General features: G+C 73.3%; 14 protein-coding genes. 4 read left to right on the top strand and 10 right to left on the bottom strand.

Annotated elements, in window-relative coordinates; genetic code table 11:
• Positions 1–187: 187 nt before the first annotated feature.
• Positions 188–544: a DUF805 domain-containing protein gene (locus ACFV3E_RS27635; protein ID WP_500362875.1), complete on the bottom strand. Its 357-nt coding sequence runs from the start codon at positions 542–544 to the stop codon at positions 188–190.
• 282 nt (positions 545–826) lie between these two features.
• Here ACFV3E_RS27635 and ACFV3E_RS27630 point away from each other — a divergent pair, with 282 nt between their 5' ends.
• Complete coding sequence (locus tag ACFV3E_RS27630; RefSeq protein WP_500537105.1) at positions 827–1,222, top strand: DUF2267 domain-containing protein; 396 nt, start codon at positions 827–829, stop codon at positions 1,220–1,222.
• Positions 1,223–1,240: 18 nt separating this feature from the next.
• On the opposite strand, the gene ACFV3E_RS27625 is transcribed toward ACFV3E_RS27630, so the two are convergent.
• The 6 genes from ACFV3E_RS27625 to ACFV3E_RS27600 all read right to left on the bottom strand — a co-directional run bounded on the left by ACFV3E_RS27625 (position 1,241) and on the right by ACFV3E_RS27600 (position 7,316).
• Positions 1,241–1,978, bottom strand: a complete 738-nt coding sequence (locus ACFV3E_RS27625; RefSeq protein ID WP_500537104.1) for a hypothetical protein — start codon at positions 1,976–1,978, stop codon at positions 1,241–1,243.
• Between the two features lie 111 nt (positions 1,979–2,089).
• Positions 2,090–2,788, bottom strand: a complete 699-nt coding sequence (locus tag ACFV3E_RS27620; protein ID WP_500537103.1) for a DedA family protein — start codon at positions 2,786–2,788, stop codon at positions 2,090–2,092.
• 5 nt (positions 2,789–2,793) lie between these two features.
• Positions 2,794–3,327: a hypothetical protein gene (locus tag ACFV3E_RS27615; protein WP_500537102.1), complete on the bottom strand. Its 534-nt coding sequence runs from the start codon at positions 3,325–3,327 to the stop codon at positions 2,794–2,796.
• 132 nt (positions 3,328–3,459) lie between these two features.
• Positions 3,460–4,161 carry a TetR/AcrR family transcriptional regulator gene (locus ACFV3E_RS27610; RefSeq protein ID WP_500537101.1) on the bottom strand — a complete coding sequence of 234 codons (702 nt, stop codon included), beginning with the start codon at positions 4,159–4,161 and terminating at the stop codon, positions 3,460–3,462.
• A gap of 83 nt (positions 4,162–4,244) precedes the next feature.
• Positions 4,245–6,542, bottom strand: coding sequence for an LLM class flavin-dependent oxidoreductase (locus tag ACFV3E_RS27605; protein ID WP_500537100.1), 2,298 nt, complete (start codon positions 6,540–6,542; stop codon positions 4,245–4,247).
• Positions 6,543–6,746: 204 nt separating this feature from the next.
• Complete coding sequence (locus ACFV3E_RS27600; RefSeq protein WP_500537099.1) at positions 6,747–7,316, bottom strand: MarR family winged helix-turn-helix transcriptional regulator; 570 nt, start codon at positions 7,314–7,316, stop codon at positions 6,747–6,749.
• A 161-nt stretch (positions 7,317–7,477) separates the two neighbouring features.
• Here ACFV3E_RS27600 and ACFV3E_RS27595 point away from each other — a divergent pair, with 161 nt between their 5' ends.
• Positions 7,478–8,899 carry an MFS transporter gene (locus tag ACFV3E_RS27595; protein WP_500537098.1) on the top strand — a complete coding sequence of 474 codons (1,422 nt, stop codon included), beginning with the start codon at positions 7,478–7,480 and terminating at the stop codon, positions 8,897–8,899.
• Between the two features lie 19 nt (positions 8,900–8,918).
• Here the strand turns inward: ACFV3E_RS27595 and mdlC are convergent, their stop codons facing one another.
• Complete coding sequence (gene mdlC / locus ACFV3E_RS27590) at positions 8,919–10,490, bottom strand: benzoylformate decarboxylase (RefSeq protein ID WP_500537097.1); 1,572 nt, start codon at positions 10,488–10,490, stop codon at positions 8,919–8,921.
• A gap of 527 nt (positions 10,491–11,017) precedes the next feature.
• Here mdlC and ACFV3E_RS27585 point away from each other — a divergent pair.
• Entirely contained in the window at positions 11,018–11,179 is a 162-nt protein-coding gene (locus ACFV3E_RS27585; protein ID WP_500537096.1) for a hypothetical protein, read from the top strand.
• Positions 11,176–12,033, top strand: a complete 858-nt coding sequence (locus tag ACFV3E_RS27580; RefSeq protein ID WP_500537095.1) for a phosphatase PAP2 family protein — start codon at positions 11,176–11,178, stop codon at positions 12,031–12,033. Before ACFV3E_RS27585 ends, ACFV3E_RS27580 begins: the two co-directional genes overlap by 4 nt.
• Here the strand turns inward: ACFV3E_RS27580 and ACFV3E_RS27575 are convergent.
• Both ACFV3E_RS27575 and ACFV3E_RS27570 read right to left on the bottom strand, forming a co-directional pair.
• The gene (locus ACFV3E_RS27575; RefSeq protein WP_500537094.1) at positions 11,978–12,712 is read right to left on the bottom strand and encodes a CE1759 family FMN reductase; all 735 of its coding nucleotides are present in this window, start codon (positions 12,710–12,712) and stop codon (positions 11,978–11,980) included. The two genes, ACFV3E_RS27580 and ACFV3E_RS27575, sit on opposite strands and share 56 nt — an antisense overlap.
• Positions 12,713–12,715: 3 nt before the next feature.
• Positions 12,716–13,903 carry a CE1758 family FMN-dependent luciferase-like monooxygenase gene (locus ACFV3E_RS27570; protein ID WP_500537093.1) on the bottom strand — a complete coding sequence of 396 codons (1,188 nt, stop codon included), beginning with the start codon at positions 13,901–13,903 and terminating at the stop codon, positions 12,716–12,718.
• Between the last annotated feature and the right edge of the window lie 25 nt (positions 13,904–13,928).

The raw sequence follows: 13,928 nt of genomic DNA, 5'->3' as shown, positions 1-13,928 counted from the left end.
CACCGCCAGCATCGGCGACCACCCGGGCAACTCCGCCCGAGCCACAGAATCCGCAGGAACGCGCGTACTCATATACACCAGCATCCCCCCACACCACCCGACCGGCGAATTCAGACACCGCACGGCCCGGACGGCACGCGGCCCCTCCCGGCCGGCCCGGCCGGAAGGGGCCCGCACCACACGGAGATCAGGCGGGCGCGCCGCTGAACTTCGGGTTCGCGCCGTACTGGTTCTCGGAGGGCTGGCCCTCGGTGCAGAAGAAGACCAGCAGGACGATCGCGCCGACGACCGGGACGAGGGCGATCAGGATCCACCACCCGGACCGCCCGGTGTCGTGCAGGCGGCGGACGGCGACGCCGAGCCCGGGCAGCAGCACCGCGAGGGCGTAGATCGACTGGAGGAAGTTGAAGTCGATCGCGCGCCCGACGAGGACGAGCACGATGCTGATCACCACGTTGAACAGCGCGAACATCCAGTACTCGGTGCGGCGCGCGCGCCCGCCGAAGACGGCGTACTTCTTGAGCACGTCCACGTACCAGTGCATGCGGAACCCCCCAAGGTCGACGAACGGAAGCCCGTCCGGAGCGGCCGGGCAGGCGGAATGTACGGTTTTGTAGTGGGCAGGTCAAGACATGTGACGGCAAAAGGCCTTGATCCGTTTCACGGCCTTCGGGTCGTACCGTCCTCATGGCGGTCCGGCAGTCATACATCGCGGTTTTCGGGGTAGACGGGGGCGGAACGGCCGGACCCACCGGCCGGCACGCCCACCCACCGCGGAGGTCCTCCGATGTCCCCCCAGCCCCAACCGGGTCGGCCCACGGCGTCCATGACGTTCGACCACATGCTGGAGCGGGTGCGGTACGACGGCGTCTACCCCACCCGGGAACGGGCCGAGGAGGCCGTGCGGGCGGTGCTCGCCGCCCTGGGCCGCCGGCTCATCGGCGACGAACGCGTCGCCCTGGCCGCGTGCCTGCCGGTCGAGGCGGCGCTGGTCTTCACCGCCGAGATCCCGGAGATCCGGCCCATCACCTGCGGCGCCTTCGTCGAGGACCTGGCCGCACGCACCGGCGGCAGCACCGCCACGGCACGCTGGGACGGCTGCACCGTGCTCGCCGTGGTCGCACACCTGGCCGGACGCGACCTGACCACGCGCGTCCTGCACCAGCTGCCGTGCGACTACGCTCCGCTGTTCGGCCGCGACGACCTCGTCAGCGCCGCCTGAGCCGTCCGCCGGGAGCGGCTAAAGGTGCCGCATCCACAGGTTGGACTCGGCGTAGACGCCCTGGTCCCGCTCGCGGTCGATCTCCACGAGGTCGAGGGCTCCCGGGACGACGTAACCGCCGGTCCGCGGGAAGGCCATGCCGGCCCACGACTCCCACTCGGCCACGGTGCCGGGGATCACCATGGAACGCGGCGCGGGCGCGAGGACCGTCGCCCCGAGCCTTTGGTGGGTGCGGATCCAGGGGTCCAGATGCAGCCCGTCCGGGCGCGCCCAGCCGGCGAAGTCCTCCATCGCCGCCAGCGGGTAGCGCGCCTTGAGGGTCGGCCGCACCGGTGCGATCACGCGCCGCAGTCCGGCGTCCACGGCGCGGTCGCGCAGCGCGGTGAGCACGGTGCCGGCCAGTCCGCCGCCGAGGCGGTCCGCACGCACGGTCGCGACCATGATGCAGAGGGTGTCGGGCACGACGGAGGCCTCGTGCCCGGTCACCGCGGCGGCCATCGCGCCGTCGTAGCCGTCCGGCAGCGTGCCGACGTCCCCGTCCCAGCGCAACGCCACACCCGCCCCGCCGGCCACCACCTCGCCGTCGTCCAGCAGCAGCACGTCGAACCGCGGGAAGTACGCCAGCGCCCGGCGCCGGTACACGGCCGAGGACGGGGCGTGCAGGATGAACTCCGGCCACCCGCCCCAGAGCGCGTCCTTCGCCTGCTCACGGAGGTCGGGGCGCTCACCGGCTGTCACGATCTCTGTCTCGGGCACGCGGGGATCCTAGAGGGATCACGGTGCGCCCGGTATCCCCTTCATTGGCGCCGGTCTCCCTGGCGGGGAGTCCGCCGGGGGCCGCCTTACGCGGGAAGGCAACGCGGTCGCTCACGACTCCCGTGCGGAGGTGTACGTGGCCGCGGGGTCCTGCTCCGGCGTCCGCGGGGCGCCCCCGCCGGACGCCACGATCCTCGACGCGGCCCGTGCGCTCCCGCGCCGGTGCCGGGCGAGGAGCCGGGTGGCGACCAGCGCGGCCGCGCCCGCGGCGACGAGCACGGGGATCGCGACGAGACCGGCCCGGTGCAGCAGTTCCGTGGCGGCCGCGCCGGCGAAGTAGCCGAGCAGCACGTTGCCGACGCCCCAGACCAGCGACGCGGCGCTGCTGTAGGCGAAGAAGCGGCGGTAGGGCATGCCGGACGCCCCCGCGACGAACGGCAGGAAGGTGCGGACGAAACCGACGAACCGGCCGGTGAACACCGCCGCCCCGCCGTGGCGCAGCAGGAAGTGCTGGGCGCGTCCGATCCGGCTGTCGGGCCGTATCCGGTGCAGCCACGTGCCCGGGTGCCGCTCGCAGTGCCGGCCCAGTGCGAAGCCGAGGCTGTCACCGGCCATGCCGCCGGTCACCACGGCTGCGGCGAGGAGCAGGGGGTCCAGGTCCCCCCGGCCCGCGATGGCGGCCGCCAGGAGGATGACCGTCTCCCCGGGGAGCAGCAGGCCGACGAACGCGCTGGTCTCCCCCGCCGTCACGGCGAACACGACGACGTACGACCACCATCCGGCCGCCTCGATCAGGCCGTCCAGATGCATGGCCGTCAGCCCGCCTGCCGCAGCGGCGCCGCGTCGGGTGCGCGTCGCGCCCCCCGCCGGTACGGCACGTGGCGCGCGGTGAACCAGGCGAGCACCGGCACGCCCGCGGCCAGCAGGGCGCCCGCCATCGGGTCGTCGGCGGTCGCCACCGCCGCCGCGACCGAGGACAGGGCGATCGCCGCCACGGCGATCCGCGCCCAGACGGCCGGAACGGTGGCGACGACCGCGAGCGCCGTCAGCAGGTACCAGCCCGCCCCCGCGCCGGGCAGCGCGAAGTAGTCCGCCAGGTAGTCACGGGCGGGGGACGCCCCGCGCACCGGCACGCGGCCCATGGACGCGGAGACGGCGAGCCCGGCCGCGCTCGACAGCAGCAGCGCGACGGCGACGCGGACGTAGACCGCGGGTTGCCGGCGGGACAGCCAGAGCAAGGTCACCGCCATCAGCGGCCAGGGGGCCACGGCGTGGATCCGGTCGAGCACGTGCGCCGCGTCCTGCCCCAGCGCCGTCCAGCCATCTGTCGCGGATGGGGATGGGTTCACGGCGGTCTCCTGATCAGCCGGGTCCGCGTCGCCACGGCGGCGCGTCGACTTCGTCTTCCGATCAGGGAACCGGACTTGGCTCTCCACTTATTTCCGCCGTGACGCACCTAACACCGCACGGGCCCGGCGGGGTCAGTCGAGGCCGCGGCCCTCGCGGCCCGGCGCCCGCAGACCCTTGGCCTCCGCGTTCCCCAGCAGCGCGCGCTGGGTCTGCAACGGGGTCGGCGCAGCCGGCAACGGGCCGGTGTGGACCGGCCGGCACGCCTCCAGCAGGAACGCCACCAGGCGCCGCCACGCGTGAGGGGCGGCGCCCCGGGTCACCTCGATGACGCCCGCGTTCGCCATGAGGAACAGGAGGACGTCCTCCGGAACGACGTCCTCGCGCAGGGCTCCGGCCTCCTGCGCCCGGCGCACGAGTTCGGCCACGGCGCGGTTCTGGCGCTCACAGGAGCCCGCGGCCACCGGCGAGTTGGGAAGCCTGAGGACGAGCAGGTCGCTGATGCCGCGGTCGGCCGCCATGGCGCCGCACAGCCGCTCGACGAACGTGGTGAAGCCGGTCCACGGGTCCTCGCAGAGCAGCGCCTCCTCGGCGATGGCTCCCGCCTGCGTCAGCTCTTCCGCGAAAGCCGCCTCGACCAGCTCCTCGCGTGTCGGGAAGCGCCGGTAGAGCGTGCCGGCTCCGACCCCGGCGCGCTCGGCGACCTCGTCCAACGGCGCGTCCAGACCGCGCTCTTCGAAGATTAGACGCGCGGCCGCCACGATCCGCTGCCGGTTGCGCACGGCGTCCGCGCGCAGTCCCCGTTCTGCGGATCGGGGGCTCTCGGTCGCTGCCATACCTCCAGCCTACCAACCGGAGAAGCTCCTCCGGATGGCGTGGCTCAGGACCCGCAGCGGCCCGGGCGATCGCGGTCGTGGGCCTACCGCCCGGCCGCGCCGCCGTCGGAGGACGTGGCGGGCGGGATGGGGAAGTTGCGGTTGAAGACGTTCTCCGGGTCCCACTCGGCCTTGGTCCGGCGCAGCCGCGTGAGGGCCGGCTCGGGGAAGGCGTCCTGGAGGCGGGCCGGGTCGGTGTCCGTCTCGAAGCTCAGGTACATGCCGTCCAAGTGCGGGTACAGGCGGGCCCACTGGGCGTTCATGCGCGGGACGAGGTCCGGCGCGGTGGCGGCGAGCACGGAGAACTCCTGGGTGCGGTGCGACCAGGCCGTCGCGTCGGCGGGGACGTCGTGCACGGCACCGCCCATCGAGCGGAACTGCATGATGAGGAGGTCGCCGGACTTCATCATCACCTCGACGGTCTCCGCGGCCTCGCGGGTCATGTGCGCGAGCAGTCCGCTGCGCGTGTCCTCCAGGCCCTGCCCGCGGTGCCGGTTCCCGGGCGGCGCCACGATCGCGTGGTACGGGGCGAGTTGGGCCTGCTGGTCGAGGACCGGCCCGGTGCCCAGGAACGGGGTGAGGGCCTGCTGCGCCTCCTCGACGTCGTCCCCCGCGTACACCAGGGTGATCCGCGCGGTCACCGGCGCGCCGCGCCGTCCGGGGAAGAGCGACAGGAAGCTGCTGATCTCCCGCGGGGCGGCCTCCACCAGGCGCCCCCATTCCATCAGGAAGTCCGCGGTGTCGGTCGCGTCGACGACGAGCGTGGCGTAGGCGACGTCCTCGACCTCGTAGGCCTCCAGCTCGAAGGCCGTGACGACGCCGAAGTTGCCGCCCGCGCCGCGTATCGCCCAGAAGAGGTCGGGGTGGTGCCCGGCGTCGACGCGGAGCTTGCGGCCGTCGGCGACGACGATCTCGGCCGCGGTGACGTGGTCGATGGTGAGGCCGTACTTGCGGGCCAGGTAGCCGATGCCGCCCGCCGTGGCGAGCCCGCCGACGCCGACGTCGCCGTAGTCGCCGGAGCTCATGGCCAGCCCGTACGGGGCGAGGGCGCGTGCGACGTCCCCCCAACGCGCGCCGGGCTCGATGCGGACGCGGCCGGTGGGCCGGTCGAGCACCTCGACCGCGTTCATCGCGGAGAGGTCGATGACGACCCCGCCGTCGTTCGTCGAACGGCCGCTGATGCCGTGGCCGCCGCTGCGCACCGCGACGGCGGCGTTCTGGCCGCGCGCGTAGGCGAGGGCCGCCACCACGTCGTCGGCGCTCTCCGCACGGACGACCAGGGCGGGCGATCCGGTGCGGGTGTAGGTGTGGCGCACGTCCTCGTAGCCGCGGTCGCCGGGCTCGACGACCTTGCCGGCCAGGGACTCCGGGACGGCGTCGTAGTCGAGCGTGTCGTGCCGCGCGGCGAGGGCGACCGCCGGGCGCCGCGGGGCGGTGCCCGTGCCCGCGGCGGCCCGTTCGCGCGCGACGGCCTCGCGCAGGGCGGGCGCCACCTCCTCGCCGAAGGTGCGGATCACGTGCGGGTCGTCCCGGCCGATGAAGAACCCGGAGAAGCCGTGCTCCAGGACGAGGGGGAGCAGTTCCTCGACCCATTGCGACGGCGGGCCCTGGAGGTGGCCGCGCCGCACCGGGGAGAAGTCCACCCGGAAGACGTTGAGCAGGCGCCGGATCTCCCCGGGGTCGCGGCCGGCCGCGAGTGCGGCCTCGTCGATCGTCTTGTTGGCCTCCTCCATCCCCGGGGTCTGCAGGTACTCCAGCGTGGGCAGCCATCCGTCGGCCTTGCGGCCCGTCAGGCGCAGCATCCGCGGCTTGTAGGCGCCGAGCCAGACGCCGATGTGGTGGGCGGGGCGCGGGCCGCGCTTCATCCCGGGGACGGTGTGGTGCCGGCCCTGGAAGCGCAGGGGGCCGGGAGCGTCGCCGTCCCACACGCCGCGGATGACGTCGAGGGCCTCCTCGAGCGCCTCGGTGCCCTGGCCCGGCGTCAGGCGCCGGCCGCCCATGCCGTGCACGGCGTCGGGGAAGGCGCCCGCGCCGAGGCCGAGTTCGAACCGCCCTCCGGACAGGAGGTCCAGGCTCGCCGCCGTACGGGCGAGCATCGCGGGCGGGCGCAGGGGCAGGTTCGTGACGTTCGCCGAGACGCGCAGCCGGCTCGTCCGCGCCGCGACCCAGGTCATGAGCGTGTAGGTGTCGAGGAAGTCCGGGTTGTAGGGGTGGTCCTGGAACGTCGCGACGTCCAGGCCCGACGCCTCGGTGAGCTCGGCCAGGGCCACGGCCTGCGCGGGGTCGTGGGCGGTCGGGGTGATGAACGTGCCGAGCAGGAGCTCGTGACCGTGGTCGGGCATGACCTCACCCCTCTAAGTGTGCTGCCGGACAGCTTATCTGTCTCGCAAATAATATATGTTGCAGCACATCTGCGAGCACACCTATTCCCCTCGGCCCTCCGGAGCCGAGAGCGGAGGGGAAGGACGGCGGTACACGAAACCGCCGCCGTCCGAACGGACGGCGGCGGCAGTGGAGCGGGGGCGCCATCACGGCACCCCTGACGGTCAGTTCAGGGGACGTCGCCGTCCGCGGCGCGGTGCGCGCGGCGACTCCTCGGCGATGCCGAACTCGACGACCACCTGACAGGGGTCGACCATCGGGTCGTGCCCGGTCACATGACGGGCGAGGGTGCACAGCATGCCGCGGAACCCCGCCCGCGACTCCTCCGGCAGCACGCCGAGCAGCTGCTGCTCGACCAGGCCGACCCGGGCGCGCAACTCCTCCCAGTGTTCGGCGCCGTACTCGGTGGCGAACACATGCCGGCTCCTGCGGTCGGCGGGGTCGGGCCTGCGCTCCACCAGACCGGCCGCCTCCAGGTCGTCCAGGAGGTAGGTCATGACCGTCCGGTCGACCCCGAGGCGTTCGGCGAGGGACTTCTGGCTGCCCGCCTCACCCGAGACGGCGGCCGCGAGCACGAAGTAGCCGCGGGGGCCCCCGGGGATGTCACCGACAGCGGCGTCGACCGCCTTCGCGTAGGCGCGGAAGACCGCGCCGATGGCGAAGCCGAAGTCGCCGTCCAGCCCGGACGGTCCGCTCTCCGGGGCCTCCGCACCGAGGCTGCGCTGTGAAGTCACGAGGACACCCTAATTCACCTCGGTGCCGCATATCGTCTGCTTGACAGATCATCTTGCCTACATAAGATCTGGTTGGCATCTTTCTCCGGGACCCCAGTGCCGTCCGGCCTCCCGGGGCGCCGGGACCGGCGGAACCCGCACCCGTTCGCAGAGAAGGCCCCATGCCACCCCGCACTCCCACGCGCCCCCGCGCCGTCCTGGCCGTCGTCCTGCTGGGCGTCTTCACGTTCGCCCTGCTCCAGTCCCTGATCAACCCGGTGCTTCCCCGGCTGCAGGAGGAACTGCGCACCACGCAAACACTCATCACCTGGGTCGTCACCGCCTTCCTCCTGTCGGCGTCCGTCTTCACACCCGTCGTCGGACGCCTCGGCGACCGGTACGGCAAGGACCGGATGCTCGTCGTGGCGCTCACCGCGCTCGCCGCGGGCTCCCTGCTCTCGGCGGTCGCCACGGACATCACCGTGATGATCGCCGGACGGGCCGTCCAGGGCATCGGCGGCAGCGTCCTGCCGCTCGCCTTCGGGATCATCCGCGACGAGTTGCCACGGGAGCGGATCCCCGGCGCGATCGGCCTCGCGTCGGCACTGACCGCGGTGGGCGGCGGCATCGGCGTCGTCCTGGCCGGACCGCTCGACGACGCCCTGGGCATCCGGGCGCTGTTCTGGGTCCCCATGGTCCTCACCGCCCTCGCCGCGGTGGCGGCACGGCTCGTGGTGCCGCCCTCGCCCTCCCGGAACGAGGGGTCCGTCAGCTGGGTGTCCGCCCTGCTCATGGCCGGCTGGCTGCTCGCGCTGCTCGTACCGCTGACCCAGGCCTCGGCGTGGGGGTGGTCGTCGGGCAGGGTGATCGGCCCCTTGGTCGCGGCCGTCGCGCTCGGCGCGGCCTGGGTCGTGACGGAGAGCCGCTCCGCGAGCCCGCTGGTCGACATGCGCATGCTGCGCGTCCCCGCGGTGTGGACCACCAATCTGGTCTCGCTGCTGCTCGGCACGGGCGTCTTCGCCGTGCTCGGCTTCATGCCCGCCTTCCTGCAGAGCCCGCCGGAGAGCGGCTACGGCTTCGGGGCGAGCGTCACCCGGGCCGGGCTGCTCCTGCTGCCGATGACCGTGGCGATGTCCGTCTCCGGTCCGGTGTCGGTGCGGCTGACGCGCCGGCTCGGCGCGCGCACGGTGCTCACCGCCGCGGCCGTGCTCGACGTGGTCGCGCTGGCCGGGCTCGCCTTCCGGCACGACCGCGCGTGGCAGGTGGTGGTCGCGATGGTGCTGCTCGGCACCGCCTTCGGGGGAGCCGTCGCCACGATGTCGAACGTCGTCGTGGCCGCCGTCCGCCCCGAGCAGACGGGAGTGGCGGGCGGTGTCAACGCCAACCTCCGCACCATCGGCGGCGCCCTGGGTGCCGCGCTCATGGGCGGGATCGTCGGCGCCCGCGTCGGCGACGGCGGGCTGCCCGCCGAGTCCGGGTACACCTACGGCTTCGGCGCGCTCGCTCTCGCCGGACTGGGGGCGGTCCTCGCCGCACGGCTGGTGCCCCGTCGGAGGGCGGCCGGGCACACGCCCGCGAAGGAGGCGGTCGTCGCCCGCTCCTGACGGGACGCCGGCGGCCCCTTCAGCGCTGGTGGACCTCGACGAGCCGGGGGACCTGGGCGGTCGGCCCCTGGTGCACGAAGTCCGCCAGGTCCTGGAGGTCCTCCGCGCGGTGCGCCTCCAGGCCGTAGCCGCGGGTGAGGTCCAGGACGCCGATGCCGGCGATGTCCAGGTAGTCGCCCTCCGGGACGTGGAGGAGCTCGGAGAACTCCTCCAGCGCGCGGTACCTGCGGTTGTTGCAGACCACGAAGGTGACCGGCACCCGGTAGCGGGCGGCGGTCCACAGGGCGGAGGTGGTGTACTGCATGGCCCCGTCGCCGATCAGGGCGACGACGGGCCGCTCGGGACGTCCGAGCCGCAACCCGATGGCGGCGGGCAGGCCCCAGCCCAGGCCGCCCGCGGCGGGGTAGAACAGCGACTTGGGCCGGGTGACGGTGAGCCGGTCGCGCGCCATGTCCGCGGACGTCCACTCGAGGGCGAACACGGTGTCGTCGCTCTTGCCGCGCTCGATCGCGTCGAGGATCGCCTCGGCGGTGAACGCCGGCCCGGAGGTGTCCGCCGCCGCGACGGTGCGCTCGGGAGGCCAGGGCCGGTCGGCCGGGGCGGCCGCCTCGGCGAGACGCAGCAGCGCGTCGGACGGATCGCCCACGGCGAGGCGACCGAAGGGGGCGCGGGCCGCTTCGTCCGGGTCGTCGGTGACCCCGTACACGCTGACGCCCGGCGGCAGGAAGTCGCTGCCGCTGGGCGCGTGGTACCGGAAGACGGGCGCCCCGAAGCAGAGGACGACGTCGTGACCGGAGAGCACCTCCGCCACCGCGCCGACGGCGGACGGCAACTGGCCCTGGTAGCAGCGGTGTCGCGTGGGGAACGGTGCCCGCGGCGGGCTGGGGGCCACCCACACGGGCAGCCGGGCCCGCTCGGCCAGCGCGACCGCCGCGGGGAAGCCGGTCTCGGTGTCGGCTCCCGGGCCGAGGACGAGCACCGGCGACCCGGCGCGGTCCAGCACGCCGGCCAGCGCGTCCAGCACGCGCGGCGCCACCACGGGGCTGCCCTCGACCCCGCGGTCCATGAGGCGCGCCAGGTCGCCTTCCTCGGCGGGCTCGTTCCAGTCGTCCAGCGGTACGGACAGGTAGACCACGCCGCGCGGCGCGGAGCCGGCGAGCAGCAGGCCCTTGGAGACCAGTGCCGGGCCGTCCTGCGGCCGCGGCGGTTCGCCGGACCACTTGACCAGCGGGTCGCAGAGTTTGGTCGGGTCGACGTTGGTGAGCATCGCGCCCACGGGGACGTAGCGCCGGGACTGCTGGCCGGCCATGACGACCATCGGGGTGTGGCAGCTCGCCGTGTTGGTCATGCAGCCCATCGCGTTGCCGGTGCCCGAGGCGGCGTGCAGGTTGAGGAAGCCGGTCGTGTCCGATGCCTGGGCGAAGCCGTCGGCCATCACGATCGCGGCGCCCTCCTGGATGGCCAGGTAGTAGGGGATGTCCTCGGGCAGTCCGGTGAGGAACGAGAGCTCGTTGGACCCGGGATTGCCGAACACCGCCTTCACCCCGTGATGACGCAGGATTCGGTAGAAGGCATCACTGACGGTGACCACGGCCGTCCCCCTACGCAAGGTGATGGACCCTGTTCCATGACCGTAGAAGTGCCGCAGGGAATCGGCAAATCGGCACGGCACCGCCATCACCGGGCGCCGCTCACGAGCGATCCGCCGGAAACGTGGACGGCGGTCAATTCCGCGTCGACGGGCGCGCATTCATCGCCGCGGAAAGGCCTGTCGCAGGTATGCCCGGTACTCCTCACCGGAAATCCCCGGACGGCACACGGAAGCCGCCGCCACCCCAAATGTTTGCAGCGTCAAGTAGATACCGGTCGCCGTTCCCTGTCAACTCCACCTCAAGCACCCGGCGCATGAGCAGCGGTGACACCACTCATCGGACGCATGGTCAGCCCACCCTGCCCGCAGGGAGGAAGCACCCGGGCTCCCGTGCTCCCCACGCCCCGCCACGGCCGGCACATCGCGACGGCTCTCTGTGATCTTCCCCACCGCGACCCTCCGGAATACGGGAAACGAAACTCCCAGTTGTTGCGATGCGTTCGAGCACAACTGAACCGGAGGCAGAAATGAACGGCCCACTCCCCTCGTCGGACGGCAGTGGCAGAAACACCGACGGCAGCCGGATCGTCGTCCCGCTGTGGCGGGCCCCGCTCGCGGGTGCCGGCGTCCGCGCGGAGTCCCATCCGGGCACCCAGAGTGACCAGCAGGGCTTCCGGACCCCGCGATGAGCGTCATCGCGCCCTACGCGCACCGCGCCCGCCACCTGGCGTACGACGCCGTCTCCTGCCGGGCGGCCCATGACGGGCCCCCGGCCGCCACCGCGTCCCGGCTGGTCCCGCGGAGCGCGGTCGTCGTGGCCGCCGTCATCGGCTACTTCGGCGTCCGGGGCCTGACCGACGGTTCCCAGGGCACGGCCCTGCACAACGCCGCCCGGGTCCGGGCCACCGAGCGGTTCCTGCACCTGGACTGGGAGTCCCCGCTGCAGAACCTGGTCGTCGACGACCGCACCGTCACGCGGGTCCTCAACTGGATCTACATCTTCGGCCACTGGCCGGTCATCGCGCTCACCCTGCTGTGGCTGCTCGCCCGGCACCCTGAGGTCTACACCCGGGCGGCCGGCGCGATGCTGTTCTCGGGCGCGGCCGGGCTCGTCGTCTTCGCCGCGTTCCCCGTGGCTCCGCCGCGACTGGCGGCGCCGGGCATGACGGACACCGTCACCCGGCAGTCCCATGCCTACCGGGTGCTGCAGCCGCCCGCCTTCACCGACCAGTACGCGGCGATGCCGAGTCTGCACGTCGGCTGGAACCTCCTCATGACGCTGGCGGTCCTCGCCGCCACCCGGAAGGTCTGGCTCCGCGTCCTCGCCGTCACGCTCACCGTGTCGATGGACGCCACCGTCGTCCTGACCGCCAACCACTACGTCCTGGACGCCCTCGCGGGCGCCGCCCTGGCCCACGCCGGCTGGTACGCCGCCGGGCACCTCAGGTCCCGGCCCCGGCTGCGGCGCGGCGGGATCGCCCCGGCGGTCAGCCGGCGGGTCCTTCCTTCCGCAACGGGGCTCCCCCGGCGGCGAGGCGCATGAGCGGGGTGTCGAAGTCGACGTCGGCGGCAGTGCGTTCGGCACGCGTGGCGTTGCCGCCGAACCGGTGCCGGTAGCCGGACCAGGCCCGGTCGGCGATCGTGTCACCGACCCCGCTGGCCATCAGCGCCGCGAGTTCGACGGCCGCCCGGCCGATGCGGTCCCCCAGCGCCGACGCGCCCCAGTCCTCGGGGGCGGCGAAGACCGACGTCGGGGCCGAAAGGGCGCGCAGGTGGGCGAACATGGGGCGGACCTGGTCCTCGACCACGAGCGCATGACGCGCGCTGCCGGCCGTCGCGGCGAGCAGGACGGGCTTGGCGACGACGAGGTCGCCGTCCAGGACGTCGAAGAACGACTTGAACAGGCCGCTCACGCCGGCGGTGTAGACCGGGGTGGAGGTGATCACGCCGTCCGCGGCGGCCAGTTCGCCGATCGCCGCCTGCAGGCTCTCACCGGGGTGCCCGGAGACGATCGCCCGGGCGATGTCGACGGCGAGCGGGCCGAGTTCGATCGACCGGGTCGTGGCCGTACGCCCCAGCTCGCGCAGCGCGGCGACGGCCCGGTGGGCGATGCGGCCGGCCAGCAGCCGTGACGAGGAGGGATCGCCGACCCCCGCGTCGACGACGACGAGGGTGAGCGGGCGGGCGGCGGCCGACGTGTCCGCGCTCGGGGTGCCGGTCATGGCTCAGCCGGCCAGGGGCGGGTGCGCGGCGACCGACGGATCGCTGTCCTGGTACGGCGAGGCGCCGGTGACGTTGTCCCCGCGGTTGGGGTTCGGCCGTGGCTGCCGCGGCTCGGCGTCCCCGTACTTCGCCCGCACCAGGCTCGCGTGCGTGGGCGCGTCCGGCACGCCCGGCGCGCGCAGCGAGGCCATCTCCTTGCGGAGCACCGGCACCACCTCGGTCGCCAGCAGCTCCATCTGCTCCAGGACGACCTCGACGGGCTGTCCCATGCCGTCCACGTTCCACAACTGGCGCTGGTAGTCGCCGAAGCGCTCCCGGAAGTCCATCGTCTTGTCGATGACCTCCTGCGGACTGCCCACCGACAGCGGGGTGATCTTGCGGTACTCCTCCAGCAAGCTCCCGCGGAACAGCGGGTGGCCCTCGAAGTACGGACGGAACGCCGCGACGGCGTCCTGCGAGCGCCGGGCGATGTGCGCCTGGCCGCCAAGCCCGACGACCGCCTGCTCCGGGGTGCCGTGCCCGTGGTGCGCGAACCGCCGGCGGTAGAAGGCGACGAGCCGTTCGAAGTGCCCGTACGGTGCGAGGACGTTGTTGGCGAAGAAGCCGTTGCCGTAGTAGGCGGCCTGCTCGGCGATCTCGGGCGTGCGGATGGAGCCGTGCCACACGAAGGGCGGCACGTCGTCCAGTGGGCGCGGGGTGGAGGTGAAGCCCTGCAGGGCGGAGCGGAAGTTGCCCTCCCAGTCGACCACGTCCTCCCGCCACAGGCGGTGCAGCAGGTTGTAGTTCTCCAGGGCGAGCTCGACACCCCGGTGGATGTCCTGCCCGAACCAGGGGTAGACCGGCGCCGTGTTGCCGCGTCCGAGGACGAGGTCGACCCGGCCCTTGGCGAGGTGCTGCAGCATCGCGTACTCCTCCGCGATGCGCACCGGGTCGTTCGTCGTGATCAGTGTCACGGAGGTGCTCAGCGTGATCCGCTCGGTGAGCGCCGCGACGTGCCCCAGGATCGTGGTGGGCGAGGAGGGGATGAACGGCGGGTTGTGGTGCTCGCCGATGGCGAAGACGTCCAGGCCCAGCTCGTCGGCGCGCCGCGCGATGCGCACGATGGCGTCGATGCGCTCCGCCTCGCTCGGCGTGCGTCCGGTGACCGGGTCCCGGGTGACGTCGCCGACCCCGAAGATGCCGAATTGCATGGTGGTTCGTCTTTCTGGTGCGCGG

This window comes from Streptomyces sp. NPDC059718, assembly GCF_042733315.1.
Taxonomy (GTDB): Bacteria; Actinomycetota; Actinomycetes; order Streptomycetales; family Streptomycetaceae; genus Actinacidiphila.
Note: the sequence above shows the minus strand (reverse complement) of the source record. Positions and strands in the feature narration are given on the sequence as shown.